This window comes from Devosia sp. Soil_C_22, assembly GCF_057657195.1.
This window is the reverse complement of the sequence record NZ_JBDGIY010000002.1, coordinates 351,867-378,813: the sequence shown is the minus strand read 5'-3', so window position 1 is coordinate 378,813 and position 26,947 is coordinate 351,867. Positions and strand designations below refer to the sequence as shown.

Here is a 26,947-nt window from a genome sequence, read left to right as displayed (position 1 = left end):
CCCCCAAGGGAGAGGTGAGTTGAGGCACGATCTTGCCGCGGCACCACCTCTCCCTTGGGGGAGAGGTCGGCGCGCAGCGCCGGGTGAGGGGGCCTTTCTGAGGCCGGACGAGCTGCCCTCTAGGCCACCAGCCCCTTCCAACGCTCCAGCTCATCGAGCGTCTCGCCCGCGCCGGCCATCACGAACTGGTACACATCGAACCCCGAGACCATCACGCCATAATAGCCCGGCCGGGCCCGTGCCTCGTGCTTGAGTTTGAGGATCAGGTCGCGGTCGCAGCGGGACAGGTCGGCGCGCAGGTTGGCGTCGCGCGCTTGGCGCACGGCGAAATCGAATGGCTCCCAGCCCCAGATGTCGCATTTCCAGCCATTGCCGGCGAAATCCTTGAACTCGAGGCCCCAATAGAGCCCCGCCCCCAGCGGATGCGGCTCGACATAGTCGTTGAGGTAGTTCGCCTTGTGCAGCTGCAGGCCCACGGTGCTGAGCTGGATGGCGATGTCGGCCGCCAGCCCCGCCCATTCGGCCCAGCGCTCGCCCTCGCACGGCATGTGGATGTCGATATCGCGATAGACCATCAGGTCGTAGCCGGCGCTGCCGGTCACCACCGCTTCGCCAAAGCGGCCGTTGAGCATGTCCAGCAGCCCCGTATCGACCAGCACGCTGCGCGCCTCGGACCTCAGGTCCTCCGCCAGCTGCCGCCGCTCTTCTGCGCCCTGAAGAGTTGCGTCCATTCCAAGTCCCTCGGCTGGAATCAAAAGCCCGGCTCGTAAGCCGGGCTGAACTCTAGCTGCAGTCGCGCCAAAACTGTGGCGCGCTCAACAGTATCAACCGATTACTCGGCCTTGGTCTCTTCGGCCGGCGCCTCGGCGGCAGCGGCTTCCGCGGCGGCAGCAGCAGCTGCTGCGGCCTCGGCAGCATCCTTCTCGGCGAGCTCCTTGGCCAACGCCTCGGCGGCGGCGATCTTCTCCGCCTCGCGGGCGTTCTTGGCCTCGAGCGCGGCAGTGCGTTCGCCGGCTTCGATCTTCTTGGTGCGAGCGCCGGTATTCTCGAAGATACGGGCGGACTTACCGCGACGGTCGCGCAGGTAGTAGAGCTTGGCGCGACGCACCTTGCCGCGCTTCACCACCTCGATGCGGTCGATGTTCGGCGACAGCACCGGGAACACGCGCTCCACGCCTTCGCCGTAGGAAATCTTGCGGACGGTGAAGCTCTCCATGATGCCGGCGCCGGAGCGGGCAATCACCACGCCCTCATAGGCCTGCAGGCGTTCCTTGTCGCCTTCGCGGATCTTCACCCACACCTTGACGGTATCGCCATGGGTGAACTCCGGATGGGCCTTGGCGGTGAGCTTGTCGTACTGCTCTTTATTGAGCTGTTCGATGATGTTCGACATGTCAGTCTTTCCGTTATGATCTTTTCGATGGAGCGTTTCGCCGACGTTTCCGCCGACCGCCCGGTCTTGTTTGCACGGATTGTTATGCGCTTATTGGCCGAGCCGAAGCTCAAGCGAGCGGGGCTATAGATGAAGAACGCCCGAGAGTCTAGGGCTCCCGGGCATCTGATGTCACTTCTATGTCGGCCCACCGGCCTCCCGTGATCCTCCCCCGCGGAACGGGGGAGGGGGACCGCCGAAGGCGGGGGAGGGGGCGGCGACACCCACCAGGCCCCTCTCCCCCTAGCCGGGGGAGAAAGCAAAAACTTGGGCTTAGCGCAGCTAAGTCCTTAGTTTTCGCAAGAGAGGGGGTTGCTGCCGGGCACTATGCCCTCAGAGCCACCCGGCCAGCACGCCCACACCGCCCAGCGCGAACAGCCCACCGGCCACCTGCGCCACCGGCTTGCCATACTTGCCGACGAGCTTGGCCAGGCCCATCGCGGCGCCGATGCCGGCGAGGTGCAGCACTGCCGTCGCGACGATGAAGCCCACGGCATACTCGAAGCCGGCGGCACCCGCCGGCATCTCAGCGCCATGCGCGTGGCCATGGAACACGGCGAACACACCGACCAGCGCCGAAGCGGCGACGACCGGCATCGGCCGGCCCAGCGCCGCGACGCCACCGATCACCACGCTGGACAGCGCAATGCCGAGCTCCACGAACGGCACGTCGACCTGCGCCAGGCCGAGCCCGAAGCCGACCGCCATCATGGCGACAAAGCTCAGCGGCACCAGCCACAGGGCACGGCCGCCCAGTACGTAGGCGAACACGCCGACCGCCACCATGGCGAGCACGTGGTCGAGCCCCCCGATGGGGTGCAGGAAGCCGCTCAGCAGCCCGGGCACATGTTCGTGCCCCGGATGGGCGAAGGCCGCCGTCGGCAGCAGAATCAAAAGGAAGGCAATCAGCGCGCGCATAAATCTCTCCATCGGGACCCACCGTCCCTGTCGCGTTTCATGTGTTCGGTGGTCCCGGTTTGGGTCACCACCGGACGGCCGGTCTCCTGGCTCCGGACCCTCTCACCCGCCTTCCCAGTCGAAACCAGTGGCACCACGGGGGAGAGTATCGGTCCGTTACAGTCGCGGGGGCGGCGCCGGCACTTCACCGGCTTCCCGTTTCACGCCGCCTTCTGAACGAAGGATGCGCACCGTCGACACCCTTTGTGTCATTCTGGCCCCTCGATAGCAATCGGGCCCGCTGTCCGATTTGCCGCAAGACGTGGCGGGCGGGCATGCGCTAAACGCAGGTCGCAACCGAGATCAGCGCAATGAATTACCTCTCCGCCGCGGCCCTGTTCGGCCTCTCGCTCCTCGCCACTCCTGCCTTCGCCCAGCCCGCCGGCTGCGCGGCCGACATCTTCACCGCCGGCGACCTCACCATCTCGGGCGCCTTCAGCCGCGCCACCCTGCCCCAGGCCAAGGTGGCCGGCGGCTACCTCACCATCGAGAACCGGGGGACCGCGCCGGACCGCCTGCTCGGCGGCTCCACCGAAGGCGCCAGAACGGTGCAGGTCCACCAGATGCAGATGGTGGGCGACATGATGAAGATGAGCCAGGTCGAAGGCGGCCTCGAAATCCCGGCGGGCGGCAGCCTCACGCTCGATCCCGGCGGCTACCACCTCATGCTGATGGATCTCACGCAGCCGCTGAAGGCCGACGAGTGCCTCGCACTCACGCTGAAATTCGAGAAAGCCGGCGAAGTCCCGGTCACGCTCGCGATCGGCGCCCCCAACGCCGACACCGCCCCGACCGGCCACCAGGGCCACTGACCTTGCTCCCCTCCCCTCTTGCGGGGAGGGGCTGGGGGTGGGGGTCCATCGGTGATCGCCGGACCACCCCTCCCTCGATCCCTCCCCGCAAGGGGGAGGGAGGCGCAGGGGCGGCCTCTCGTCCGCCTACTTCAGCAAATCCGGCCGCCGCGCTTTGGTGAGAGCCTCGCTCTCGGCGCGCCGCCATTTCGCGACTTTGCCGTGATCCCCGCCGGTCAGCACCGCCGGGATCTCCCGACCCTCGAACACCTGCGGCCGCGTATATTGCGGATACTCGAGCAGCCCGTTCTCAAAACTCTCGTCGGCATGGCTCTCGGCCGCCCCGAGCACCCCGGGGATCAGCCGCACCACCGCTTCGAGCAGCACCATGGCGGCTACCTCGCCGCCCGCGAGCACATAGTCGCCGATCGAGATTTCCTCGAGCGCCCGCGCCTCGATCACCCGCTGGTCGACGCCCTCGAACCGCCCGCACACGATCACCGCCCCCGGCCCCGCCGCCAGCTCGCGCACCCGCGCCTGCGTCAGCGGTTTTCCGCGTGGGCTCATCAGGATGCGCGGCCGCGGATCGCCCGCAGGCGCCACCGCGTCGATCGCTTTGGCGAGAATGTCCGGCTTCAGCACCATCCCGGCGCCGCCACCCGACGGCGTATCGTCCACCGTCCGGTGCCGGTCGGTGGCGAAGTCGCGCAGCTGGGTGGCATTGAGCGACCATAGCCCATCCGCCATCCCCCGCCCGATCACCGAGGCGCCGAGCGGGCCCGGGAACAGTTCGGGAAACAGCGTGATGACGGACGCGGAAAAGCTCAATCGGGTTCCTCTTCGCCCGGCTCCGCCTCGATCGGCGGCTCGATGACGAGATACCCGTCGGCAAGGTGCACTTCCGGCACCACCGCCTTGGTGAAGGGATAAAGGAACGTGTCTCCGCTGCGCTCGTCGCGCACTTCGAGGATATCCCCCGCCCCGTAGTTCGGCACGGCCGACACGACGCCCAGCGCCGTGCCGTCTCTCAGCTGGGCCCTGAGGCCCAGCAGGTCGGCGTGATAATAGTCGTCGTCCTCGACCTCGGGCAGCAGCGAACGGTCGACATAGAGCTCGACCCCGTTCAGCTTCTCCGCCGCATCGCGGTCGTTGACGCCCTCGAGCCGGGCCACCAGCACATTGGTGGTGGTCCGCGCCGCAAGGATGCGGACCGTAAGCCCCGGCTTGTTGGTCGCGAGCCGGCCATAGTCGACCAGCGCCAGCGGATCCTCGGTGAAGGACTGGATGCGCACCTCGCCCTTGATCCCATGGGCCGCACCGATGCGACCCATGAGCAGGAGGCTCCCGCTTTCGCCCGCGACAGCCACGGCTTACTCGGTAGCGGCGGCTTCTTCGGCCGGAGCCTCGGCGGGAGCCGGGGCAGCGGCGGCGGCAGCGCGATCAGCCTCGGCCTGCGCCTTGGCTTCGGCGCGCTCGGTCGCCTTCTTGCCCGGCTTGGCCTTCTCGGGGTTGTTGCGCGGCTCGCGCTTGAGCAGGCCCGCGGCGTCGAAGAAACGGGCGACGCGGTCGGTCGGCTGCGCGCCGACGCTCAGCCAGTGCTGCACGCGCTCGGTCACGAGGGTGACGCGCTTGTCCTTGTCGGCGAGCTTGGGATCGTAGTTGCCGATCTTCTCGATGAAGCGGCCATCGCGCGGCGAACGGGCGTCGGCGACGACGACATGGTAGTACGGGCGCTTCTTGGTACCGGCACGGGCGAGGCGGAGTTTCAGGCTCATTCTTCAGTCCTTCAGTTGAGTTCGTTCGTTGCTGTTCAGGGTTATTTCTTCTTCGGCACGAACCCGCCGCCTAACCCGGGAAGTCCCGGAAAGCGCGGTGCGCCGCCAAGCCCGGGTAATCCACCCGAACCGGATTTCAACAGCTGCCCGACATCGGTCGGCAGCTTGGAAGGTGCGAGCTGCTTGGGCGCGCCGACCCCGCCGGGTCCGCCCTGCTGCTGCGGGATCGACGCCGGGTCGATGCCCATGTGCCGCGCCAGCTGCTCGAGCTCGGCCGGATCCATGTTCTCCGGCGAGGGCATATCGCCCAGCCCGGGGATCTTGCCCCCCATCTTGCCGCCGAACATGCCCGACAGCGCGCCCATGCCGCCCTTCGAGACCTTCTTCATCATGTCCGCCATCTGGCGGTGCTGCTTCATCAGCTTGTTGACGTCCTCGACCTTGGTGCCCGAGCCCTTGGCGATGCGGATGCGCCGCTTGGCGTTGAGCAGGTCGGGGTTGCCGCGCTCCTTTAGCGTCATCGAGTTGATGATCGCGATCTGGCGGTCGAACACCTTGTCGTCGAGGTTCACGCCGGCCATGGCCTTCTTCATCTGGCCCATGCCCGGCATCATGTTGAGCAGCGACCCCATGCCGCCCATCTTCTTCATCTGCAGCAGCTGGTTCTTGAGATCGTCGAGGTCGAAGACGCCCTTCTTGAGCTTCTTCGCCATCTTCTGCGCGTCTTCGGCAGTGACGTTCTGCGCCGCCTTCTCGACGAGCGAGACGATGTCGCCCATGCCGAGGATGCGGTCGGCGATGCGCGAGGGATGGAAATCCTCGAGCGCATCCATCTTTTCGCCGGTACCGATCAGCTTGATCGGCTTGCCGGTCGCCGCCCGCATCGAGAGCGCCGCGCCGCCACGGCCATCGCCGTCGACGCGGGTGAGGACGATACCGGTGATGTCGACGCGCTCGTCGAACGAACGGGCGAGGTTCACCGCGTCCTGGCCGGTCAGCGCATCAGCGACCAGCAGGATTTCGTGAGGCTCGGTCGCGGCCTTCACCGCCGCCGTTTCCGCCATCAGCTCTTCGTCGATATGCGTGCGGCCGGCGGTGTCGAGGATGACGACGTCATAGCCGCCGAGCCGGGCCTCGCGCTGGGCGCGCTTGGCGATATCGACGGGCTTTTCGTTCTGCTGGATCGGCAGCGTATCGACGCCGATCTGCTCGCCGAGCACGCGCAACTGCTCCTTGGCGGCCGGGCGGCGGTCGTCCAGCGAGGCAAGCAGGACCTTCTTGCCCTGCCGCTCCTTCATGCGCTTGGCGATCTTGCCGGCATGCGTGGTCTTGCCCGCGCCCTGCAGGCCGACCATCAGCATGGTCATCGGCGGCGTGGTATTGAAATCGATCGGCACCTGGGTTTCGCCCAGCACCTTGACCAGCTCGTCATGCACGATCTTGACGACCTGCTGGCCCGGCGTCACCGAACGGGTGACCTCGACGCCGACGGCGCGGTCGCGCACCTGCTCGACGAAGGCCTTGACCACCTCGAGGGAAACGTCGGCCTCGAGCAGCGCCCGGCGCACTTCGCGCAGCGCTTCGTCGACGTCCTTCTCGCCGAGCGCACCGCGCCCGCGAAGTCCATCGAAGATTTTACCAAGCCGGTCGCTTAGGCTCTCGAACATCCGTCTACCTCGTTTCCCGTGCCCATGTGGCTCGGGATGTAGGGGCCATCAGCGCAAACGCCAAACACACCCGAGGGCGCATCGCGCTGTCGGGTGGGAGCCTCCGGGATCTCTTTATACCTTCACGGGTCCCGGTCGGCCTTCAGGAGACTTGTCCTGATGGATTGGGGCGCGGAATAGAGGAGGAATGGGGCGGAGTCAAGGAAACGCACGCGCCCCGTTCACCATCGGCCGCTGCGCCGCCGCTCGCTAGTTCCTGTTGTCGGCGGCAATCCGCACGCCTGACACGGCCACGATCCCGTCGTTGAACTGCGTGTCGACCTCGAACCCCACGCCGGCGAGGCTGGCGGCCGCCTGCATGGCGAACCGGTCCACGCTTCGGATCGCCGGCGCCTCGAGCACCAGCACGATCCGCCCGCGCGGCTTCACCGCCTTGGCCATGGCCGCCGCCCAGCCGCGATCCTTGTGCCGGGGAAAGTCGACGTTGATCGCGAGCGCTGCGTCGAACGGACCCAGCTCCATCGTCTCGAAATCGCTCTCGAACGCCGTCAGCCGCCCCAGCCCGGCGTTCCGCTTGATGCACGCCTCGACCATCTTGCCCGAGCGGTCGACCGCCACCACGTCCGCGCCGGCCGACAGCACCAGCCCGGTCGCGATGCCATGCCCGCAGCCGATCTCCAGCACCTGCTCGCCCGGCTGTGGCGCCAGCAGCTCCACTGCCCAGCGGTGCCGCTTCGCAATCTCCGCCAACTCGACTCCCCCTCCGGCAACGTCCCGAACTACCCGTCCGAACGTGGCCTGAACAAGGCCATTGCCCGCTTTCCCCACCGGCGCTATAGGGTCGGCAGGGTCTGCAGTTCACCCAGGCGTCGCCGCCCCTCACGGGGAGCTAAACCTGCGATATCCTTTCTTTCGAGACAGCACTTGTCCTTCGTGCCCTCGCAAGCCGGCGACCACGACACCCGCCTCGGGTCGGCACGATAGAGGATAAGTCATGTCCAGAACTGCCATTCCGCTGCAGGTCGCCGACCTGTCGCCCTTCGCCAAAACCCTGCGCCAGAGCCTCGCGAGCCATGACGGCACGCCGACCCATGTCGAGCTGCTCAACATGCTGGCCAAGGCCGCCGGTTTCGCCAATTACCAGCACTTGCGTACCGATGCCGAAGCCGCCGACCGGCTGAAGGCCGCCGCCGAGCCCGGCCCGCGCGCCGATCTCAGCCAGGTCGAGAAAGCCGTCCGCTATTTCGACGACCTGGGCGTATTGATGAACTGGCCCTCGCGCTACAGCCACCAGATGCTCTGCCTCTGGGTCCTGTGGTCGCGCATCCCGCGCGGCGAGGCCTTCACCGAGCGCCAGATCAGCGACCTGATCCGCGACTGGCACGATTTCGGCGACCACGCCCTGATCCGCCGCGCCATGATCGACGGCAAGATGCTCGAACGCACCATCGACGGCCGCACCTACCGCCGCATCGAGAAATCCCCGCCCCCCGAGCTCACTCCGCTGCTGGCGCATCTGGCGGAGCGGGCCAAAGCGTGAATTGTCTCACGTGAATCATTCCTCTCCCGCTGGCTCGCAGAGATACCCCCACCCCTGTCCCCTCCCCGCAAGGGGGAGGGAGACGCCCAAACAAACGCCGGTGCTTGTGGAACGATGACTTTCGAGCGCAGGTCACCTCCCCCTGGACGGGGGAGGGACAGAGTGGGGGTGCGCCCCACGCTCGATGCGTCCTTCGCACCCTGCAGATCCCCCGCCACTGGCAATTTCCGCCCACATCCGCCATATAGGCCCCACAACCGCCAAGGCGCCGCCATGTCCAACGCCCCATTCCTCAAGATGAACGGGCTCGGCAACGAGATCATCGTTGCCGATATGCGTGGCCGTGCCGACCGGGTGACCCCTGCCGCCGCCATCGCCATCAATGCCGATCCGGCCACCAGGTTCGACCAGATCATGGCCATCCATGATCCGCGGACGCCCGGCACCGAGAACTATATCGAGATCATCAACTCCGATGGTTCGCTGGCCCAGGCCTGCGGCAACGGCATGCGCTGCGTCGTCCAGGCGCTGAGCGCCGAGACCGGCCGCAAGCACTTCGTCTTCGAGACGCTGGCCGGCATCCTGACCGGCGACGAGCGCGACGACGGCCTCATCACCGTCGACATGGGCAAGCCGCGTTTCGGCTGGCAGGAGATTCCGCTCGCCGAAGAGTTCGTCGACACCACCGGCATCGAGCTCCAGGTCGGGCCGATCGACGCGCCGGTGCTACATACCCCGTCGGTCGCCTCGATGGGCAACCCGCACGCCACCTTCTGGGTGAAGGATGACGTGTGGAACTACGCCCTCGACCGCTTCGGCCCGCTGCTCGAGAACCACCCGATCTTCCCCGAGCGCGCCAATATCTCGGTCGCCCAGGTCGTTGCGCCCGATCACATCATCCTGCGCACCTGGGAGCGCGGCGCCGGCCTCACCAAGGCCTGCGGCACCGCCGCCTGCGCCGCCCTCGTCAATGCCGCCCGCACCAGGCGCACCGGCCGCAAGGCCACCGTCACCCTGCCCGGCGGCGATCTCGTCATCGAGTGGCGCGCCGACGACCATGTGCTGCTAACCGGCCCGGCCGAGCTCGAATTCTCCGGCGCCTTCGATCCCCATACCGGCTCGTGGTCCCGCGAGCAGCAGGTCGCCTGAGATGGCGATCGAGACCCTGACCTTCGGCTGCCGCCTCAACGCCTATGAAGGCGAGGTGATGAAGGCCGAGGCCGAGAAGGCCGGGCTCGACAACACCATCATCATCAACACCTGCGCCGTCACCTCCGAGGCCGTCCGGCAGGCGAAGCAAGCCATCCGCAAGGCCAGGCGCGACAATCCCGAGCGCAAGATCATCGTCACCGGCTGCGCCGCCCAGACCGAGGCCCGCTCGTTCGGCGACATGGCCGAGGTCGATCTCGTCATCGGCAATGCCGACAAGCTGAAGTCGGAAAGCTATGCCCCCATAGCATTCGGCCTGCCCTTGAACGACAAGGTCCAGGTCAACGACATCATGTCGGTCAGGGAGACCGCCGGTCACCTGATCGAGGCCATGGATGGCCGTACCCGCGCCTTCGTCCAGGTCCAGAACGGCTGCGATCACCGCTGCACCTTCTGCATCATCCCGTTCGGTCGCGGCCCCTCTCGTTCGGTGCCGATGGGCCTCGTCGTCGAGCAGATCAAGAAGCTGGTCGGCAACGGCTATCGCGAGATCGTCCTCACTGGCGTCGACATAACCTCCTATGGCCCCGACCTGCCCGGCACGCCGACGCTCGGCAAGCTGGTCCAGCAGATCCTCCGCCACGTCCCCGACCTGCCGCGCCTGCGCATCTCGTCCATCGACTCGATCGAAGCCGACCAGGCCTTCTATGACGCCATAGCGTCCGACCGCCGCCTGATGCCGCATTTGCACCTCAGCCTCCAGTCCGGCGACGATATGATCCTGAAGCGCATGAAGCGCCGCCACCTGCGCGACGACGCCTTCGCCGTGGTGGAGAAGCTCCGCTCGCTCCGTCCCGACATCGTCTTCGGCGCCGACCTCATCGCCGGCTTCCCCACCGAGACCGACGCGATGTTCAAGAACTCGCTCGAGTTCATCGAGACGGCGAACCTCACCTACATCCACGCCTTCCCCTACTCGCCCCGCCCCGGCACCCCTGCCGCGCGCATGCCGCAGGTCGACAAGCGTGTTGCCAAGGAACGCGCCGCCCGTCTTCGTGCGTTGGGCGACGCCCAGTTCGACAAGCTCGCGGCCTCGCGCATCGGGCAGGTCGAGTCCATTCTCGTCGAAAAGGACGGGATCGGACGCACCGAGCAGTTCATAACCTGTTCATTGCCCGGTCATGTTGCGGGAGAGATTGTGACAGCGCTGATGACCCATTTCGAGAACGGGCACCTCGTCGGTGAGCCCCTGAGGACCGCCGCCTGATGGCTGAAGAAAAGAAAAAGGGCTTCTTCCAGCGCCTGTTCGGCGGCGGCGACAAGCCCGCGACGCCGACCACCGCCGACTCCAGCCCCAATCCGTCGGACGAAGCCGAAATCGTCCTCGACGAGGTGATGGAAGCGCTTCCGCTCGTCCTCCCGCCCGATCAGGAGCTCGCCCTCGAAGAGGCGCTGCAGGAAGAAGCAGCCGAGCAAGCCGTTGATTTCGTTGAGGAACGCGAGCCGCCAGCCGGCCCGCCCGAAGCTACCCCGGCCTATATCGAGGCAGTCGAGGATGATCTCGCCGCCGAGCCCGATCCGATCCCGCCCGTTCCCACCGTCACCGCACTCGCCGAGCCGCCGAAAAAAGAAAGCTGGCTCAAGCGGTTAACCTCCGGCCTCAAGCGCTCCTCGGACCAGCTGACCGGCTCGATCGCCGCTGTCTTCACCAAGAAGAAGCTCGATCAGGCCATGCTCGACGACCTCGAGGATATCCTGATCCAGGCCGATTTCGGCGTCGACATGGCCACCACGGTCACCGACGCCCTCCGCCGCGACCGCTTCGATCGCGACATCACCGGCGACGAAGTGCGCTCGATCCTCTCCGCCGAGATCGTCAAAGTCCTTGATCCTGTTGCGATTCCGCTGACGCTCGACCCGATCCACAAGCCGTTCGTCATCCTCATGGTCGGCGTCAACGGCACCGGCAAGACCACCACCATCGGCAAGCTCGCGAGCCTGTTCGCGGCTCAGGGCAAATCCGTCATGCTCGCCGCCGGCGACACTTTTCGCGCTGCAGCGATAGAGCAACTGCAGGTCTGGGGCGACCGCACCGGCGCCCCGGTGATCAAGAAGCCCGCCGGCTCCGACGCGTCCGGCCTCGCCTTCGAGGCCGTCGAACAGGCCCGCGCCCAAGGCTCCGACGTCCTCCTCATCGATACCGCCGGGCGCCTCCAGAACCGCGACGAGCTGATGGGCGAGCTCGAAAAGATCATCCGCGTGATCAGGAAGGTGGACCCCACCGCCCCACACGCGACTTTGCTGACCCTCGACGCCACCACCGGCCAGAACGCCCTTAATCAAGTCGAAATCTTCGGCAAACGTGCCGGCGTCACCGGGCTGGTCATGACCAAGCTCGACGGCACCGCCCGCGGCGGCATCCTCGTCGCCATCGCCAGGAAATTCGCATTGCCGGTGCATTTCATCGGCGTCGGCGAAGGCGTCGACAATCTCGAACCGTTTGCCGCCCGCGATTTCGCCGCGGCAATCGCAAGGACCGCTGATGACTGAAGATACCAAGCCCGCCGAAGTGAACTGGGACGAGCTGCGTCCGCAGCTGATCAAGATCGCGCTCGAGATCGGACCGCTGCTGGTCTTCTTCTTCGTCAACGCCAACTACGACATCTTCTCGGCCACCGCCTGGTTCATGGGCGCCATGGTCGTGTCGCTCGTGTTGAGTTGGTTGCTGCTCAAGAAGATCGCCGTCATGCCGCTTGTCACCGGCGCTGTGGTGCTGGTCTTCGGCACGCTCACCCTGCTTCTGCAGGACGACATGTTCATCAAGATGAAGCCGACCATCGTGAACTCGCTCTTCGGGCTCACGCTGCTCGGCGGCCTGTTCTTCGGCCAGTCGCTGCTGAAATATGTCTTCGGCGAGGTCTACAAGCTCAAGCCCGAAGGCTGGCGCGCGCTGACCATCAACTGGGGCCTGTTCTTCATCTTCCTCGCCGTCGCCAACGAGGTCGTCTGGCGCCTGTTCGACACCGATTTCTGGGTGGCCTTCAAGGTGTGGGGCATCATGCCCATCACCATCGTCTTCTCGATGCTGCAGCTGCCGCTGCTGACCAAATACGCGCCTGATCCGAACGAGCCGGTCGACCCGATCCCGCCCATGGATCCGCTGCCGTAAACTCCGCAATACAGCTGTATCCGCGGGACTTGACCCGCGGATACATGGGTAGCCGAAAGCTCGGCATGGGGTGCCCGGGTCAAGCCCGGGCATGACCCGGCCTCAATGTTTGATCAGCTGTTCCTTGGTCACATTGAGCATGAGCCCATCATCGGACACCGAGGCGATCTGCTCGGGCGTGATGTAGCGATCCGAGGCGAATAGGCCGGCGGCATCGAGCCGTACGAAGCCCTGGTGCAGCAGCTTTTCGCGCAGCTCCTCAGGAACCTCGTCGGCCGGCGCGAACACCTCGGCGATATTGTCGATCAGGCTGTCGTCGCGGTCGCGCAGTGTATTGGGCGCCGCGGCCTCGACCTCAGGTGTCTCCGGATCGTCATCGCCGAACTGCACATACTCGACCTTGCCGATCTCGTGCCGTTCGCGATCGAACACCTTCATGCCTTCTTCGATGAAACGCAGGCTGGTTCCCGTTTGCATATGTCCTCTCCATTGTTGTCCGCCGCATGGACGGCGTTGGAGAGGAAATGGCGAAGCTATGCGCCGGTTCCACCCGCCCGCGCTGCTTCGATCGCCGGAATGACGTCTTTCACCAGCGACTCGGGCGAAATCGGTCCCACATGCTTGAAGGTCACGATGCCTTGCGCGTTGACCACGAAGGTCTCGGGCACGCCATAGACGCCCCAGTCGATCGACACGCGGTTGTCCGTGTCGCCGCCGATCCGATCGTACGGATTGCCCAGCTCGGTGAGGAATTTCACCGCGTTATCGGCGGCATCGCGCTGGTTGATGCCGAAGATGCGCACGCCCGTCTCGGCCTTCAGCCGCTCGATCAGCGGATGTTCGTCCCGGCACGGAATGCACCAGCTGGCAAAGACGTTGACCACCGTCACCTCGCCAGTAAGCGAAGCCGTATCGAAGCCCTCCACCCCGGTCCCCGCCACAGCCGCGAGCGCGAACTGCGGCGCCGGCTTGTTGATCAGCACCGAGCGCACGAGGCTGGGGTCGCGCTCCATGTTCATGGCGAACACGGCGACCAGCCCTACCAGCACGAGCAGCGGCAGAACCGCGAGCAGGATGCGCTTCAATTGCCCGCCCCGGCCGAGCGCCGGCGGACGCCGGCCTTATCGAGTGCAGCAAGCTTCGCCTTTACCCGTCTCGCGTCCCAGATCACATAGGCGATCAGGCCGAGCGTGATCACGGCGACGCCAGCATAGGCCCAGACGATAAACTCGAGATGCGCGCCTTCCCCGATCATCGCGCTGCCCCCGCCAGTGCTGCCTGCCGGCTCAGGGTCTCGGCGCGACGGCGCAGGATCTCGGTGCGCATCCGTACGATACCGAGCAGGATACCGAGCAGCGTGAAGGCCAGCATCATCACCAGCAGTGGCGTCAGGATCGATGCCGGCATGCGCGGTCCGCTGGCGGTAAACACGCTCGCCGGCTGGTGCAGCGTGTTCCACCAGTCGACCGAGAACTTGATGATCGGGATGTTGATGCCGCCGATCAGCGTCACGATGGCAATGATCCGCCCGGCCTTCAGCTGATCATCGAACGCCCGCCACAGCGCGACGATGCCTAGGTAGATGAGCAGCAGCACGAGCGTGGACGTCATGCGCCCGTCCCATTCCCAGAACGTGCCCCAGGTCGGCCGGCCCCACAGCGCACCGGTATAGAGCGCCAGCGCCGTGAACACAGCGCCGAGCGGCGCCGCCGCCTTGTTGGCGACATCGGCCAGCGGATGCCGCCAGATCAGCGTACCGAGCGCCGCACAGAACATCACGCCATAGACGAACTGGCTGAGCCAGGCATTGGGCACGTGCACGTACATGACGCGCACCATGTCGCCCATCTGGTAGTCTTCGGGCGAATTGAAGAAGGCGAACCAGAGCCCGACGGCAAAGCTCAGCGCCGTCGCGATGGCCAGCGGCCAGATCACGTAGCGCGTCCAGTTGAGGAACTGTCCCGGATGCGCGAGGCGGCTGAACCAGTTGGGCTGCTTGGCGGTAGTGACGGACATGCGCTTCGCTCTATTCCCCGGCCGTGCGCAAGGCAAGTGCAGCCGCGAAGGGGGAGAAAGCCGTCACAACGAGGCTGAGTGCAAGAAGGAATAACGTCGCGCTCCCCCCCGCCATCGGATCCATCATGCCCACCCCGAAGATCATCACCGGGATAGCGAGCGGCAGGATCAACACCGGCGCAATCAGCCCGCCGCGCCGCAAGCCCACAGTTACCGCGGCCCCGATCATACCGAAGCTGACCAGCGCCGGCGTGCCGATCAACAGCGCCAGCGCCGTCCGCCACCACTGCTCGAAACTCATCGAGAGCAGCAGCGCCAGCACCGGCGTGGCCAGCAGCAGCGGCAGCGCCGTCACCAGCCAGTGCGCGATCACTTTTGCGGCAATCACCGCCTCCAGCGGCAGCGCCGCGTGCCGCAGCAGCACCAGCGATCCGTCCTCGTCATCGGTGCGGAACAAGCGGTCGAGCCCGAGCAGCATCGAGAGGAAGGCGGCGATCCAGACGATCCCCGGCGCCAGCCGGCTGAGCTGCGGCCGGTCCGGCCCGATCGCGAACGGCACGATCACCGCCACCATGACGAAGAACAGTACCAGCGTCAGCGCCTCGCCGCCGGCGCGGAAGGCGAGTTTCAGGTCGCGTCCGATCAATGCGCGGAACGCCGTCATGCGCCGCCCCCCAGCGTGATCGTCTCGACCCCGGCTTTATCGGCAAGTGGCAGGTCGTGATGGGTTGCAATGACCGCGACACCATTCGCTGTGCGATGCTCATCGATCAGCGCGCCGAGCAGCACTTCACCTTCGGCATCCAGCGTCGCACTCGGCTCGTCGAGCAACCACACCCGCCGCGGCGACACCAGCAGCCGCGCCAACGCCAACCGCCGCAATTGTCCGGACGAGAGATACCCCGCCTCGAGCTCGACGAGCGAGCCTATCCCGACACGCTCCAGCGCCGCCTGCGGCCCCGGCCCACCGCCTCCGTTCATCGCCTGCCAGAACCTGAGGTTCTCGCCCACTGTCAGCCGCGCCTTGAGCCCGCTCTGGTAGCCGAGCATGTGCACGTCGGTGCGCTCGAACCCCTCGACCGTGCCCGCATCCGGCCGCACGATCCCGGCCAGCGTCATCAGCAGCGTCGATTTGCCCGCCCCGTTCGACCCGCGCAGCAGCAGCACGCCACCCGGCGCCACCGCAAAGCTCAGCTCTGCGAACAGCAGCCGCTCGCCGCGCGCCACGGTGAGCCCGCGCGCCGACGCCGGAAGCGGCGCAAACGCCGAATGCACGCGGTCTGGCTCGTTCATGCGGCAATGCCTAGTGAACTCATGACGGTACTGGCAAGCGTCATCTAGTTTCTCTATAAGCCAGCCCTAGATTGGAACGCTTCCAGTCAACCGACCTCCTGCCCCTTGTCCCGCGGGCCTTTTTCGGTCTCGCGTCAGGACCAGGCGGCGCCTTGCAACTCAGTGCGTGAAGGCGACACCGTGACCTCGAAATCCCTCGACAGCTTCAAGTCCAGAACGACCCTCACCGTCGGGGACAAGACCTACACGTACTTCTCCATCCCGTTGGCCGAAAAGAACGGTCTCAAGGGCGTATCGCAGCTCCCCCACTCGATGAAAGTGGTGCTGGAGAACCTGCTCCGCTTCGAGGATGGCATCACGGTCACCCGCGCCGACATCGAGGCCGTCGCCGACTGGCTCCGCACCCGCGTCTCCGAGCATGAGATCAGCTACCGCCCCGCCCGCGTGCTGATGCAGGATTTCACCGGCGTGCCCGCCGTCGTCGACCTCGCCGCCATGCGCGACGCCACCGCCAAGCTCGGCGCCGACCCGCAGAAGATCAACCCGCTGGTGCCCGTCGACCTCGTCATCGACCACTCCGTGATGGTCGACTCGTTCGGCACTCCGCTCTCCTTCCTCCAGAACGTCGAGCTCGAATACGAGCGCAACGGCGAGCGCTATGAGTTCCTGCGCTGGGGCCAGAAAGCCTTCGACAACTTCCGCGTCGTGCCGCCCGGCACCGGCATCTGCCACCAGGTGAACCTCGAATACCTGGCCCAGACCGTCTGGACCCGTAAGGACGAGGACTCCAGCGAACTCTATGCCTACCCGGACACGCTGGTCGGCACCGACTCGCACACCACCATGGTCAATGGCCTCGCCGTGCTCGGCTGGGGCGTGGGCGGCATCGAGGCCGAGGCCGCCATGCTCGGCCAGCCCATCACCATGCTGATCCCCGAAGTCATCGGCTTCAAGCTGACGGGCAAGATCAACGAGGGCATCACCGCCACCGACCTCGTGCTCACCGTCACCGAGATGCTGCGCAAGAAGGGCGTGGTCGGCAAGTTCGTCGAATTCTACGGCCCGGGCCTCGATTACCTGAGCCTCGAGGATCAGGCCACCATCGCCAACATGGCCCCCGAATACGGCGCCACCTGCGGCTATTTCCCGGTCGACAGCGATACCCTGAGCTATCTCGAGACCTCCGGCCGCGATGCCGACCGCGTCGCGCTGGTCAAGGCCTATTCCGAGGCGCAGGGCATGTACCGCGTCACCACCTCGGCCGATCCGCTCTTCACCGACACGCTCGAGCTCGACCTCACTACGGTTGTCCCCTCGCTTGCCGGACCCAAGCGCCCGCAGGACCGCGTCGCGCTCAGCGAAGCTGCCCCGAAATTCGCCGAGGCTATGAAGGATCTGGGCGTCGGCCGCAAGGAACGCACTGCGCTCCCCACCTCGGTCGGCGAGAGCCGCTTCGTCGATGAGGGCGCCACCGGCGTCGATGACATCCCCGAGGAAGCCGCCTTCCCGGTCAAGGGCGCCGATTACGGCCTCGACGACGGCCATGTCGTCATCGCCGCCATCACCTCGTGCACCAACACCTCGAACCCGAATGTACTGATCGCCGCCGGCCTCCTCGCCCGCAAGGCGCGCGCCAAGGGCCTCAAGGCCAAGCCGTGGGTGAAGACTTCACTGGCGCCGGGCTCGCAGGTCGTCACCGACTACCTGACCGCCTCGGGCCTGCAGGCCGATCTCGATGCCCTCGGCTTCAACCTCGTCGGCTATGGCTGCACCACCTGCATCGGCAATTCCGGCCCGCTGCCGGAGGCCATCTCCGAGTGCATCAACGCCAACGACCTCGTCGCCGCCTCGGTGCTCTCGGGCAACCGCAACTTCGAAGGCCGCGTGAACCCGGACGTGCGGGCCAACTACCTCGCCTCCCCGCCCCTGGTCGTCGCCTATGCGCTCGCCGGTACCATGCACAAGAACCTCGTCACCGAGCCGCTCGGCACCGGTTCGGACGGCCAGCCGGTCTATCTCAAGGACATCTGGCCCTCCAACCAGGAGATCGCGGATGTCGTGCGCACCGTGATCACGCCGAAGATGTTCCTCGGCCGCTACTCCGACGTGTTCAAGGGCGACGAGAAATGGCAGGGCATCGCCGTCGAGGGCGGCGAGACCTATCGCTGGAACTCGAGCTCCACCTATGTGCAGAACCCGCCCTATTTCGAGGGCCTGACCATGGAGCCGGCGCCGATCACCGACATCATCGAGGCGCGCGTATTGTCGCTCTTCCTCGACTCGATCACCACAGACCACATCTCGCCGGCGGGCTCGTTCAAGCCCTCGACGCCGGCCGGCCAGTACCTGGTCGAGCGCCAGGTCGCCCCCAAGGACTTCAACTCCTACGGCGCCCGCCGCGGCAACCACGAGGTCATGATGCGCGGCACCTTCGCCAACATCCGCATCAAGAACCAGATGCTCCCGGGCGTCGAAGGCGGCTTCACCAAGGGTCCGAACGGCGACCAGATGCCGATCTACGACGCGGCCATGGCCTACCAGAAGTCGAACACTCCGCTGGTGATCTTCGCCGGTAAGGAATATGGCACGGGCTCGTCGCGTGACTGGGCCGCCAAGGGCACCCGCCTGCTCGGCGTTCGCGCCGTGGTCGCGCAGAGCTTCGAGCGCATCCACCGCTCGAACCTGATCGGCATGGGCGTGCTGCCGCTGCAGTTCGCCGAAGGCGAGAGCTGGCAGAGCCTCAAGCTCGACGGCTCCGAGACGGTGACGATCGAGCACCTGCTCGAGCTCGCCCCGCGCGCCACCGTGAAGGTCAAGATCGTCCGCGCCGACGGCCGTATCGAGTTCGTCGACACCCGCTGCCGCATCGATACGATCAACGAGCTCGACTACTACAAGCACGGCGGCATCCTGCACTACGTGCTCCGCAACCTCGTCGCGGCGTAAGCGACAGGACCCCAGTATCCTGCCCCCCGCCTCGTGGGGGAGGATAACTCCCGACGGTGATGGAAGGGGTGGCCGTGCTCACGCACCACCCCCGGAAACCATCACGAAAACTCGCGTCGATTTGACTCGCGCGGGCGCAATGGCCTCAATACAAAAGTCGCCATGCTGCTTCGTCCGGTCCTTGCCGCCCTCACGATTTCGTTCGGCCTTTCGCTCCCCGCCCTCGCGGGCGAGCTGAAGGTTTCACCGAAGGCGGTGCTGGAGCTGTTCACCTCGCAGGGCTGTTCGTCCTGCCCCAAGGCCGACGCCATGCTCGAGGAGATGGGCAAGCGCGATGACGTTGTCGCGCTCGCCTACCATGTCGACTACTGGGACTATATCGGCTGGGAAGACACCTTCGGCACCAAGGAGAATTCCGAGCTGCAGCGCGACTATGCCGAGAGCTGGGGCTCTTCGCGCATCTTCACGCCGCAGCTGATCGTCAACGGCAAGGGCGGCATGGTCGGCTCCAAGCGCGACGCCATCAATTCGGCGCTCGGCGGCGCCAGCTTGCCGGTCGCCGTCACGCTCAGCGAGGCCGACGGCGATACGCTCGAGGTCTCGATCCCGGCGCATGAAGGCTACCGCAAGTCGATGATCTGGCTCGTCACCTATCTCGATCGTGCCGACGTGGCCATCGAGCGCGGTGAGAACAAGGGCAAGCAGATCGGCTACACCCAGATCGTCACCGGCCGCCAGGTGCTGGGCATGTGGGATCCCGCTTCCGGCGCCACCCTCACGCTGCCGCTTTCCGAAGTGCTGACCGGCAATGCCAACGGCGCTGCCATTCTTGTCCAGGAACAGCGCGCCAGCCTGCCCGGCCCGATCCTCGGCGCCGCCGCCTTCACCCGCTAAACCTCCCGGCCATAGTAAAACTCCCGCCGGCGTGACCGCCGACGGGAGAAGAATGACTGGTGCATGTAAGAGGCGGCCGGCATTCGGGCATCGTGGTTTGGGGGCTCGGTCAGCCCGGATGCCGGCCACTGGAGGCAATGGTTGTATGCTGCCGGTCCATTCGGGCGCGATGAGGGAGGGAATGTGACCGAATTTGGGTTTCTGCGTTAACGCCTGCGGCGGATGCGAATGAGCGTCCCCCGGCGCTGGACAAGCCGCCGGAACGGCGCAATCATGACATCTGCGTGACGGGGAAGACGAATGGCGGACGAACCCGAGGATATAGGGTCTGGGCTCCTGATCGACTTTCGGTCGGTCCCGAGCCCTTCAGCGCCGGCTGGCAAGCCGCGCGTCGCACCGGCGGTGACCTTCGACCGCAAGGAGCTCCAGTCCATCCTCAACGTCTATGGCCGCAAGGTCGCCGAGGGCGAGTGGCGCGACTACGCCATGGACTTCCTACGCGACCGGGCCCTGTTCTCGATCTACAAGCGCGCCTCCGAGCGGCCCTTCTATGTGGTCGAGAAGAACCCCAGGCTGCGCAACAGGCAGGGCCAGTACATGGTCACCGGCCAGGACGGCCGGGTCCTCAAGCGTGGCCACGAGCTCATCAACGTCCTCCGCGTGCTCGAGCTCGCCGTCGTCAAGTGATCCATCTCCGACCGGCCACCCTGGCCGATGTCCCGGCGATGAGCGCCACGCTGATCGCCTCGATCACCGAGCTCTGCGCCGCCGACCACCACAACGATCCGGCAGCGATCGCACGCTGGACCGCCAACAAGACACCCGACGGCGTCATCAAGATGCTCGAGGCCCCCGGCACCCAGCTGCTCGTTGCCGAGCGGAACGGCGAGATCGCCGCAGTTGGCTGCGTCATGGGTAGCAGCGAGATCGGCCTCAACTACGTCCACCCCGCCTACCGCTTTGAGGGCGTCAGCCGCGCCCTGCTTGCTGCCATGGAGGAGTTGATGCGCGCCGCCGGCACCACCGAAGGCCGCCTCAAGGCGACCACCACCGCGCACCGCTTCTATCTCGATGCCGGCTGGATCGACTCCGGCCCGCTCGACACCGGCCGCTGGATCGATGCCTGGCCGATGACCAAGCGGCTCTAGGCAGTTCGCGTCCAGGCGATCCACACACTCCCGCGTGGGTGGGCAGCCGCCTACAGCGCCAGCTGCATGTAGGTCACGCCGATCCAGCGATCGAACTTGAAGCCGGTCGCTTCCTGCGTGCCCACATGCTTGAAGCCTGCCTTCTTATGTAGCCGGATCGAATTCGCCCGTTCCGCCGTGATCACCGCGATCATCTGCTTGAAGCCGAAGGCGCGGCTTTCATCGATGAGGCGGTCGAGCAGCCGCCCGCCCAGCCCCTGCCCCACCACGTCCTGCCTCAGGTAGATCGAGTTCTCGCAGGTGAAGCGATAGGCGATGCGCGTGCGGTAATAGGAGGCGTAGGCATAGCCCACCACTTCTCCGTCGCGCTCCGCCACGATGATCGGATGCCCCAGGTCCAGCATGCCGCCGAAGCGCCGCGCCATTTCCGCCTCGCCCGGCGGGTCGTATTCGAAGGTGATCACCGTGTCGGTGACATAGGGGCGATAGATCGCGGTGATCGCCGGCACATCGCGCCATTCGAAGCGGCGGAAGCTGATGTCGTTCATCTGGGGTCCGGAAACGAAGAAGGCCGCGATCTTGATAGATCGCGGCCTCCGATGTCGTCCAATCAGACTTGCTGATCGCAGAGATTACTCGCGGTTGCCGAACAGGCGCAGCAGCATCATGAACAGGTTGATGAAGTCGAGATAGAGCGACAGCGCACCCATGATGGCGCCCTTCTGCAGCACCTCGGCACCCAGCCCGACGTCGTAGCTTTCCTTGATCTTCTGCGTGTCGTAGGCGGTCAGGCCCACGAAGATCAGCACGCCGATCGCCGAGATCGCGAAATCGAGCGCCGACGAGGCGAGGAAGATGTTCACGAGGCTGGCGATGATCAGGCCGATCAGGCCCATGATCAGGAAGTTGCCGATGCCGGTCAGGTCGCGCTTGGTGGTATAGCCGTACAGGCTCATCGCACCGAAGGTCGCGGCGGTGATGAAGAACACCTTGGCGATCGAAGCGTCGGTATAGACGGCAAAGATCGACGAGAGGCTCAGGCCCATCACGGCGGCGAAGGCCCAGAACAACAGCTGCGCGGTCCCCGCGCTGAGCTTGTTGATGCCGAAGCTCAGCACCAGCACGAAGGCCAGCGGCGCCAGCATGACCACCCAGGCGAGCGGGCTGCCGTAGAGCAGGTTGAAGTTGGCCTCGCTGGCCATCGCCCACTGGTTGGTGAAGTAGGCGACCAGGCCCGTGACCACGAGGCCCAGGCCCATGTAGTTGTAGACCTTCAGCATATAGCTGCGCAGGCCCTCATCGATGGCCGCGGCGGTTCCGGCCCGCTGAGCGGCGATAGTCGGACGGTCGAATTCAGCCATGACGAAATAATCCCTTTCCTGGCGACTGGGCGGGGCGCTCCTCTCGCGCCCGTCAGCGCTTCAATATGAGCGTAGCCCTCAGTGAATACAAGTACGCGGGCCCCACCTCACCGAACCGTAATGTCGCAGTCCGGCAAGCGTTTATGTCGGGGCGGTGAAGCAATCCCTTCGCTCGGGACACCACACTTGCCCCACTGCATTGTCGCCGGTACGGTCCATGAGCACCTGGTGCCGAATCAGGTGCTGAAGGTAGCGGCAAAGGGAGGGTCGAATGCCCAGGCTCTTTACCGGAATCGAGGTCCCGCGCGAAGTCGGCCTCGCTCTCTCCTTGAAGCGGGGCGGCCTGTTCGGCGCCCGCTGGATCGACCCCGAGAATTATCACATCACCCTGCGCTTCATCGGCGATGTCGACTACCACGTCGCCAACGAGGTGACCGACATGCTCGACCGGTTGATCGACAGCGAGGGCTTCACCGTCCGGCTCGACCATCTCGGCTCGTTCGGCGGCAACACGCCGCGCGCCCTGTTCGCCGGCTGCACCGCCAATGTCGCGCTGCTGCGGCTGCAGGCCGCGCAGGAGCGGGTATTGCAGCGCTGCGGCCTGCCCCCCGAAAGCCGCAGGTTCGTTCCGCATGTGGCGCTCGCCCGCCTGCGCGGCGTTTCGGCGGAGGAGGTGGCGCAGTTCATTGCCGGCGCCGGTCGCTTCACCCCGCTGGAGTTCAAGGTCCAGCGCTTCGTGCTGTTCTCGTCCAAGGATTCGGTCGGCGGCGGCCCCTATCTCGTCGAGCAGGCCTATCCGCTGGCCGCTTGAGCCGTCTTAACCCTTCTTTTACCGTCGCGGCCCAAACAGAAATCCCGGTAATCCGGGGTGTCAAATTGCCGACAAGATTGCCGGTAAGGTCGCGCATGATCAAAATGCGCAGCCGCTTTGAGACCTTGGTAACCATACCATGGCACCTTCCAGAGTGCTGTTCGCGCAACTTTCGGACAAGGATGTTCGGGCGATGACATCATCTCGTTTGGTGCTGGCTGGTGCGATTGCGGCCAGCCTTTCTGCTGCCTTGGCAGCTCCGGTTTCGGCTCAGGAAATCAAGCAGCTGGGAACCTTCGGTACCACCAAGGCGTGGACCGCCTGGACCGGCGCCGATGCCAATGGCGCCATGTGCTACGTGTCGGCCCAACCCGAGGATTGGGGCCCCAAGGAAGTGGGCGGCTCTCCGGTGCGGCGCAGCCCCATCCATTTCCTCATCATCAATCGCAAGGGTCTGGGCACCTCCAACGAGGTGCAGACCCAGGTCGGCTACGCCTTCGGCACCGGCAACGTCACCGCCAGCATCGATGGCAAGGACTTCCCCATGGTCACCGAGGGCGAGGCCGCCTGGCTCGCCGTCGAGGCCGACGAGCCGGCCTTTGTCGCTGCGCTCAAGGCTGGTTCCAAGCTGGTCGTCTCCGGCACTTCTGCTCGCGGCAACCGCATGACCGACAACTACAACCTGTCGGGTGTCACTGCCGCTCTCGACGAAATCGCCAAAGCCTGCGCTTGATGTGGCGACCCGGCGTCACCGCGTCGGGTCTGAAAGACAAGAACTTGATGCCCAGCCGCGCGCTCCTTATCGCCGTCATTATCGCCATCGCCGCCTCGGTCGCGCCGGCCTTCGCACAGTCGGTGAAGCTGCTTGGCGAGTTCCGCGACTGGGCCGCCTACACGGCGACGGAATCCACCGGCCCGGTCTGCTTCGCGCTGTCGAAACCCACTGACGTCTCGCCCAGCCCCGATGGCTATACCGGCGGCTGGCTCTACATCACCAACCGCCCCTCCGAAGGCGTCCGCAACGAGCTCAACCTCGTCGCTGGCTATACCTTCGCGCCCGATACCCCGGCGACGGCCGATGTCGGCGGCGCGACCTTCGAACTCTTCACCGACAAGGATGCCGCCTGGCTGCTCGACCCGACCCAGGCTGAGAACCTTGCCAGCGCCCTGCGCGCCGGCTCGACCGTCACCGTCGAAGGCACCTCCGACCAGGGCATCCGCGTCACCCAGAGCTTCTCGCTCTCCGGCGCCACCGCCGCCAGCCGCGCTATCGAGACCTGCACCGGCTGATCACTTCGGCCCGGCGCACGCTATGCCGCCGTCCCACTCCGGCTGTCATCCCTGCGAAAGCAGGGATCCATCTCACCACCAGCTCGGGCTGCGCGCTGGACCCCTGCCTTCGCAGGGGTGACACCCTGTGGACGACAAACCGTCGGACATCCCCCACCATTCGCATTCCTGCCTCCCGCCCCCGTGTTTTGCGCCGGGGCAGTGACTATGTTACAGCGCGCGCCCTATAATACCGCGCCTGCTGAGAGAGCACCCGCACCGTGAGCTTCGCCCTCGACCTCGATCACATCGCCCATCCCGACCGCCCGCAGTCCGGGCGGCAGTCGCTTGTCGGCCTGATGAAGCCGCAGCTGCGCGAGACGCTGATGGGCATAGGGCTCGACGAGCGCGAGGCCAGGATGCGCGCTTCGCAGCTGTGGAACTGGATCTACCACCACGGCGTCACCGATTTCGAGCGGATGACCAATATCCAGAAGGGCTTTCGGCAGAAGCTGGCTGACACCTTCCTACTCGACCGCCCCGAGATCGTCACCGAGCAGGTCTCGGTGGATGGCACGCGCAAGTGGCTGTTCCGCTTCCGCGACCCCAAGAACCCACGCCTGCCGCCTGTCGATGTCGAGACGGTCTACATCCCCGAGGAAGACCGCGGAACACTATGTGTCTCGTCCCAGGTCGGGTGCTCGCTCACCTGCTCGTTCTGCCACACCGGCACGCAGAAGCTGGTACGCAACCTCACCGCAGGAGAGATCCTCGGTCAGGTGCTGATGGCGCGCGAGCGGCTGGGCGACTTCCCCGGCGGTGTCCGTCCCACCGATGGCCTTGTGCCCGCCCCCCGCGGCTCGGGTGGTTCGGAAGGCGACAGCCGCGCCATCACCAATGTGGTGATGATGGGCATGGGCGAGCCGCTCTACAATTACGACAACGTCAAGCAGGCCCTGCTGATCGCCTCCGCCGACGACGGCATTTCGCTGAGCAAGCGCCGCATCACGCTGTCGACCTCCGGCGTCGTTCCCTTCATCGAGCCGACCGGCCGCGAGATCGGCGTCATGCTCGCCATTTCGCTCCACGCCGTCCGTGACGAGCTGCGCGACATGCTGGTGCCGATCAACAAGAAATATCCGCTGAAAGAGCTGATCGAGGCCTGCCGCAACTATCCCGGCCTGAGCAACGCCAAGCGCATCACCTTCGAATACGTGATGCTGCGCGACATCAACGATTCCGATGCCGACGCGCGGGAGCTGGTGCGGCTGCTGCAGGGCATTCCGGCCAAGATCAACCTGATCCCGTTCAACCCCTGGCCGGGCACCAACTACGAATGCTCGACCTCGTCGCGCATCGAGCAGTTCGCCGACATCGTCAACCGGGCCGGCTATGCCTCGCCGGTCCGCACCCCCCGCGGCCGCGATATCTTCGCCGCCTGCGGGCAGCTCAAGAGCGCCACCGAGCGCCTGAGCAAGAAGGACCGCGACGCGCTCACGGCGTAGTAGCAGCCGATTTCGGTCGCCGCACCATGACGATGCCGCCCAGCACCGACAGCGCGGCGCTGACCCAGAAGATCGACCAGTAGCCGAAAGCGTTGGCCCATAGCCCCGTGCCGAGCCCGGAGATCAGCGCCGCCGCGCTCATGGTGTTGCCGTAGAGCGCCGAGGCCACCCCCGCCCTTCCCGGCAGCATCTGCTGCAATTTCGCCATGCCCACGATGCTGACGATGCCGATCGCCCCGGCGCGCAGCAGCTGGCCGGCATAGAACGCACCGAGCGACGGCACCATGACCAGCAGGACGTGATAGGCCGCGAACATGCCGAAGCCGGCGATCAGCAGCGCCCGGCTGTGGGTCAGTTCCGGACGCACCACGAAGGCGCCCATGATCACGACTTCGACGGCGGCGCAGAGGCTGAACATCAGGCCGACATCGACCCCGCTGCCCAGTTCGGTGGCAACGATGATGGTCATCGCATTGCCGCCCATGAACATGGCGGTATGGAATGCCGTGAGCGCGAAAGCCCCGGGTGCCGCGGCGCGGATCACGTCCCAGGTCAGCCGGGCCTGCGCCGGCGGCTCCTTCTGCGGCCGGACGCGCGCGCCGATGACCACGAAGAACCCGATCAGCGCCATGACCGCCGCCCCGATATAGACGCCCTCGAAACCGAGCGATGCCACCAGCACGGCGCCGATCGCCGGGCCGATGGCCCAGCCGAGCGAGGAGGTCATGCGCAGGCTCGCCATGCCGCGCTCCGGCGCATCGCCGCCTGCGAGGTCGAGATAGCCCTTGGCGATGGCGAACAGCAGCGCGAACGAGGCACTGCTCAGCCCCAGCAGCACCAGCGCAATCAGCAGCAGCGCCCAGGTCTCGGCCACCACGGCACAGAGGCCAAAGCCGATCACCTTGGCGGCCAGCGACAGGTAGAGCGGCCAGAGTTTCGGCCGCCTGTCGTGCATGTGGCCGAACCAGGTGGTCACGGCGATGCCCGATGCGGCGCCGAGCGTCAGGAACAGGCCCAGCTCCAGCGGCGACATGCCGATCTTTTCCACTGCCAGCAGCGTCATGTAGCTGCCCGCCACCGCCTCGGCGAGGATCGTCAGCAGGATCGCGAGCACGGCCGGCGAAAAGGACGGCACGCGCAACAGCGCGAGGCTGGAACTGAACGACACGATTGACGATCCTGAGAGAAGCCCCGCGTTGGACGCGGAGAGGTGGGAGCACTACA

General features: G+C 65.9%; 31 protein-coding genes and 1 riboswitch. Of the genes, 14 read left to right on the top strand and 17 right to left on the bottom strand.

Features of this window, described 5'->3' with window-relative positions; all coding sequences use genetic code 11:
* Window positions 1-119 precede the first annotated feature (119 nt).
* The 3 genes from AC3A6I_RS18950 to AC3A6I_RS18940 all read right to left on the bottom strand — a co-directional run bounded on the left by AC3A6I_RS18950 (window position 120) and on the right by AC3A6I_RS18940 (window position 2,350).
* Window positions 120-731 (bottom strand): hypothetical protein, encoded by a 612-nt coding sequence (locus tag AC3A6I_RS18950; RefSeq protein WP_487545426.1) that lies wholly within the window; start codon window positions 729-731, stop codon window positions 120-122.
* 101 nt (window positions 732-832) lie between these two features.
* Window positions 833-1,393: a 50S ribosomal protein L19 gene (rplS, locus tag AC3A6I_RS18945; RefSeq protein ID WP_487545425.1), complete on the bottom strand. Its 561-nt coding sequence runs from the start codon at window positions 1,391-1,393 to the stop codon at window positions 833-835.
* Between the two features lie 372 nt (window positions 1,394-1,765).
* Window positions 1,766-2,350: a HupE/UreJ family protein gene (locus tag AC3A6I_RS18940; RefSeq protein WP_487545424.1), complete on the bottom strand. Its 585-nt coding sequence runs from the start codon at window positions 2,348-2,350 to the stop codon at window positions 1,766-1,768.
* A 59-nt stretch (window positions 2,351-2,409) separates the two neighbouring features.
* A riboswitch (cobalamin riboswitch) is annotated at window positions 2,410-2,600 on the bottom strand.
* A gap of 100 nt (window positions 2,601-2,700) precedes the next feature.
* Between AC3A6I_RS18940 and AC3A6I_RS18935 the strand changes: the two genes are divergently transcribed.
* Entirely contained in the window at window positions 2,701-3,201 is a 501-nt protein-coding gene (locus tag AC3A6I_RS18935; RefSeq protein ID WP_487545423.1) for a copper chaperone PCu(A)C, read from the top strand.
* Between the two features lie 126 nt (window positions 3,202-3,327).
* Here the strand turns inward: AC3A6I_RS18935 and trmD are convergent, their stop codons facing one another.
* The 5 genes from trmD to AC3A6I_RS18910 all read right to left on the bottom strand — a co-directional run bounded on the left by trmD (window position 3,328) and on the right by AC3A6I_RS18910 (window position 7,372).
* The gene (gene trmD, locus AC3A6I_RS18930; protein ID WP_487545422.1) at window positions 3,328-4,008 is read right to left on the bottom strand and encodes a tRNA (guanosine(37)-N1)-methyltransferase TrmD; all 681 of its coding nucleotides are present in this window, start codon (window positions 4,006-4,008) and stop codon (window positions 3,328-3,330) included.
* Window positions 4,005-4,511 carry a ribosome maturation factor RimM gene (rimM, locus tag AC3A6I_RS18925; protein WP_487545421.1) on the bottom strand — a complete coding sequence of 169 codons (507 nt, stop codon included), beginning with the start codon at window positions 4,509-4,511 and terminating at the stop codon, window positions 4,005-4,007. The genes trmD and rimM overlap by 4 nt, the downstream gene beginning before the upstream one ends.
* A gap of 39 nt (window positions 4,512-4,550) precedes the next feature.
* A complete protein-coding gene (gene rpsP / locus AC3A6I_RS18920) occupies window positions 4,551-4,955 on the bottom strand; it encodes a 30S ribosomal protein S16 (RefSeq protein WP_487545420.1) in 405 nt (134 codons plus the stop codon).
* Window positions 4,956-4,996: 41 nt separating this feature from the next.
* Window positions 4,997-6,622 carry a signal recognition particle protein gene (gene ffh, locus AC3A6I_RS18915; RefSeq protein ID WP_487545419.1) on the bottom strand — a complete coding sequence of 542 codons (1,626 nt, stop codon included), beginning with the start codon at window positions 6,620-6,622 and terminating at the stop codon, window positions 4,997-4,999.
* Between the two features lie 249 nt (window positions 6,623-6,871).
* Window positions 6,872-7,372 (bottom strand): class I SAM-dependent methyltransferase, encoded by a 501-nt coding sequence (locus AC3A6I_RS18910; RefSeq protein WP_487545418.1) that lies wholly within the window; start codon window positions 7,370-7,372, stop codon window positions 6,872-6,874.
* Window positions 7,373-7,616: 244 nt separating this feature from the next.
* Here AC3A6I_RS18910 and AC3A6I_RS18905 point away from each other — a divergent pair, with 244 nt between their 5' ends.
* From AC3A6I_RS18905 to AC3A6I_RS18885, 5 genes are all read left to right on the top strand, one after another.
* Window positions 7,617-8,162 carry a DUF2087 domain-containing protein gene (locus tag AC3A6I_RS18905; RefSeq protein ID WP_487545417.1) on the top strand — a complete coding sequence of 182 codons (546 nt, stop codon included), beginning with the start codon at window positions 7,617-7,619 and terminating at the stop codon, window positions 8,160-8,162.
* 273 nt (window positions 8,163-8,435) lie between these two features.
* Entirely contained in the window at window positions 8,436-9,311 is an 876-nt protein-coding gene (gene dapF / locus AC3A6I_RS18900; protein WP_487545416.1) for a diaminopimelate epimerase, read from the top strand.
* A gap of 1 nt (window position 9,312) precedes the next feature.
* Window positions 9,313-10,578 carry a tRNA (N(6)-L-threonylcarbamoyladenosine(37)-C(2))-methylthiotransferase MtaB gene (mtaB, locus tag AC3A6I_RS18895; RefSeq protein WP_487545415.1) on the top strand — a complete coding sequence of 422 codons (1,266 nt, stop codon included), beginning with the start codon at window positions 9,313-9,315 and terminating at the stop codon, window positions 10,576-10,578.
* A complete protein-coding gene (ftsY, locus tag AC3A6I_RS18890; RefSeq protein ID WP_487545414.1) occupies window positions 10,578-11,861 on the top strand; it encodes a signal recognition particle-docking protein FtsY in 1,284 nt (427 codons plus the stop codon). Before mtaB ends, ftsY begins: the two co-directional genes overlap by 1 nt.
* Complete coding sequence (locus AC3A6I_RS18885) at window positions 11,854-12,480, top strand: septation protein A (protein WP_487545413.1); 627 nt, start codon at window positions 11,854-11,856, stop codon at window positions 12,478-12,480. The genes ftsY and AC3A6I_RS18885 overlap by 8 nt, the downstream gene beginning before the upstream one ends.
* A gap of 102 nt (window positions 12,481-12,582) precedes the next feature.
* On the opposite strand, the gene AC3A6I_RS18880 is transcribed toward AC3A6I_RS18885, so the two are convergent.
* The 6 genes from AC3A6I_RS18880 to ccmA are packed head-to-tail and all read right to left on the bottom strand — an operon-like array spanning window position 12,583 to window position 15,789.
* A complete protein-coding gene (locus tag AC3A6I_RS18880; RefSeq protein WP_487545412.1) occupies window positions 12,583-12,957 on the bottom strand; it encodes a hypothetical protein in 375 nt (124 codons plus the stop codon).
* 56 nt (window positions 12,958-13,013) lie between these two features.
* A complete protein-coding gene (locus tag AC3A6I_RS18875; protein WP_487545411.1) occupies window positions 13,014-13,565 on the bottom strand; it encodes a DsbE family thiol:disulfide interchange protein in 552 nt (183 codons plus the stop codon).
* Window positions 13,562-13,735 (bottom strand): heme exporter protein CcmD, encoded by a 174-nt coding sequence (gene ccmD / locus AC3A6I_RS18870; RefSeq protein ID WP_487545410.1) that lies wholly within the window; start codon window positions 13,733-13,735, stop codon window positions 13,562-13,564. Before ccmD ends, AC3A6I_RS18875 begins: the two co-directional genes overlap by 4 nt.
* Entirely contained in the window at window positions 13,732-14,496 is a 765-nt protein-coding gene (locus tag AC3A6I_RS18865; RefSeq protein WP_487545409.1) for a heme ABC transporter permease, read from the bottom strand. Before AC3A6I_RS18865 ends, ccmD begins: the two co-directional genes overlap by 4 nt.
* A gap of 10 nt (window positions 14,497-14,506) precedes the next feature.
* Window positions 14,507-15,160, bottom strand: coding sequence for a heme exporter protein CcmB (ccmB, locus tag AC3A6I_RS18860; RefSeq protein WP_487545408.1), 654 nt, complete (start codon window positions 15,158-15,160; stop codon window positions 14,507-14,509).
* Window positions 15,157-15,789 carry a heme ABC exporter ATP-binding protein CcmA gene (gene ccmA, locus AC3A6I_RS18855; protein WP_487545407.1) on the bottom strand — a complete coding sequence of 211 codons (633 nt, stop codon included), beginning with the start codon at window positions 15,787-15,789 and terminating at the stop codon, window positions 15,157-15,159. The genes ccmB and ccmA overlap by 4 nt, the downstream gene beginning before the upstream one ends.
* 180 nt (window positions 15,790-15,969) lie before the next feature.
* Between ccmA and acnA the strand changes: the two genes are divergently transcribed.
* The 4 genes from acnA (at window position 15,970) to AC3A6I_RS18835 (ending at window position 20,777) form a co-directional block, all read left to right on the top strand.
* A complete protein-coding gene (acnA, locus tag AC3A6I_RS18850; RefSeq protein WP_487545406.1) occupies window positions 15,970-18,735 on the top strand; it encodes an aconitate hydratase AcnA in 2,766 nt (921 codons plus the stop codon).
* A gap of 162 nt (window positions 18,736-18,897) precedes the next feature.
* Window positions 18,898-19,629: a DUF1223 domain-containing protein gene (locus AC3A6I_RS18845; RefSeq protein WP_487545405.1), complete on the top strand. Its 732-nt coding sequence runs from the start codon at window positions 18,898-18,900 to the stop codon at window positions 19,627-19,629.
* Between the two features lie 300 nt (window positions 19,630-19,929).
* Complete coding sequence (locus tag AC3A6I_RS18840; protein WP_487545404.1) at window positions 19,930-20,316, top strand: DUF2794 domain-containing protein; 387 nt, start codon at window positions 19,930-19,932, stop codon at window positions 20,314-20,316.
* Window positions 20,317-20,354: 38 nt separating this feature from the next.
* On the top strand, window positions 20,355-20,777 hold the full coding sequence (locus AC3A6I_RS18835) for a GNAT family N-acetyltransferase (protein WP_487545403.1): 423 nt from the start codon (window positions 20,355-20,357) through the stop codon (window positions 20,775-20,777).
* A gap of 50 nt (window positions 20,778-20,827) precedes the next feature.
* Here the strand turns inward: AC3A6I_RS18835 and AC3A6I_RS18830 are convergent, their stop codons facing one another.
* Complete coding sequence (locus tag AC3A6I_RS18830) at window positions 20,828-21,325, bottom strand: N-acetyltransferase family protein (RefSeq protein ID WP_487545402.1); 498 nt, start codon at window positions 21,323-21,325, stop codon at window positions 20,828-20,830.
* Window positions 21,326-21,409: 84 nt separating this feature from the next.
* On the bottom strand, window positions 21,410-22,138 hold the full coding sequence (locus AC3A6I_RS18825) for a Bax inhibitor-1/YccA family protein (protein ID WP_487545401.1): 729 nt from the start codon (window positions 22,136-22,138) through the stop codon (window positions 21,410-21,412).
* Between the two features lie 271 nt (window positions 22,139-22,409).
* Between AC3A6I_RS18825 and thpR the strand changes: the two genes are divergently transcribed.
* The 4 genes from thpR to rlmN all read left to right on the top strand — a co-directional run bounded on the left by thpR (window position 22,410) and on the right by rlmN (window position 25,723).
* The gene (gene thpR / locus AC3A6I_RS18820; RefSeq protein WP_487545400.1) at window positions 22,410-22,949 is read left to right on the top strand and encodes an RNA 2',3'-cyclic phosphodiesterase; all 540 of its coding nucleotides are present in this window, start codon (window positions 22,410-22,412) and stop codon (window positions 22,947-22,949) included.
* Between the two features lie 193 nt (window positions 22,950-23,142).
* On the top strand, window positions 23,143-23,682 hold the full coding sequence (locus AC3A6I_RS18815) for an invasion associated locus B family protein (RefSeq protein ID WP_487545399.1): 540 nt from the start codon (window positions 23,143-23,145) through the stop codon (window positions 23,680-23,682).
* A gap of 47 nt (window positions 23,683-23,729) precedes the next feature.
* Window positions 23,730-24,239: an invasion associated locus B family protein gene (locus AC3A6I_RS18810; RefSeq protein ID WP_487545398.1), complete on the top strand. Its 510-nt coding sequence runs from the start codon at window positions 23,730-23,732 to the stop codon at window positions 24,237-24,239.
* A gap of 260 nt (window positions 24,240-24,499) precedes the next feature.
* Window positions 24,500-25,723, top strand: a complete 1,224-nt coding sequence (gene rlmN / locus AC3A6I_RS18805; RefSeq protein ID WP_487545397.1) for a dual-specificity RNA methyltransferase RlmN — start codon at window positions 24,500-24,502, stop codon at window positions 25,721-25,723.
* On the opposite strand, the gene AC3A6I_RS18800 is transcribed toward rlmN, so the two are convergent.
* Window positions 25,713-26,891 carry an MFS transporter gene (locus tag AC3A6I_RS18800; RefSeq protein ID WP_487545396.1) on the bottom strand — a complete coding sequence of 393 codons (1,179 nt, stop codon included), beginning with the start codon at window positions 26,889-26,891 and terminating at the stop codon, window positions 25,713-25,715. The two genes, rlmN and AC3A6I_RS18800, sit on opposite strands and share 11 nt — an antisense overlap.
* Window positions 26,892-26,947: the final 56 nt, after the last annotated feature.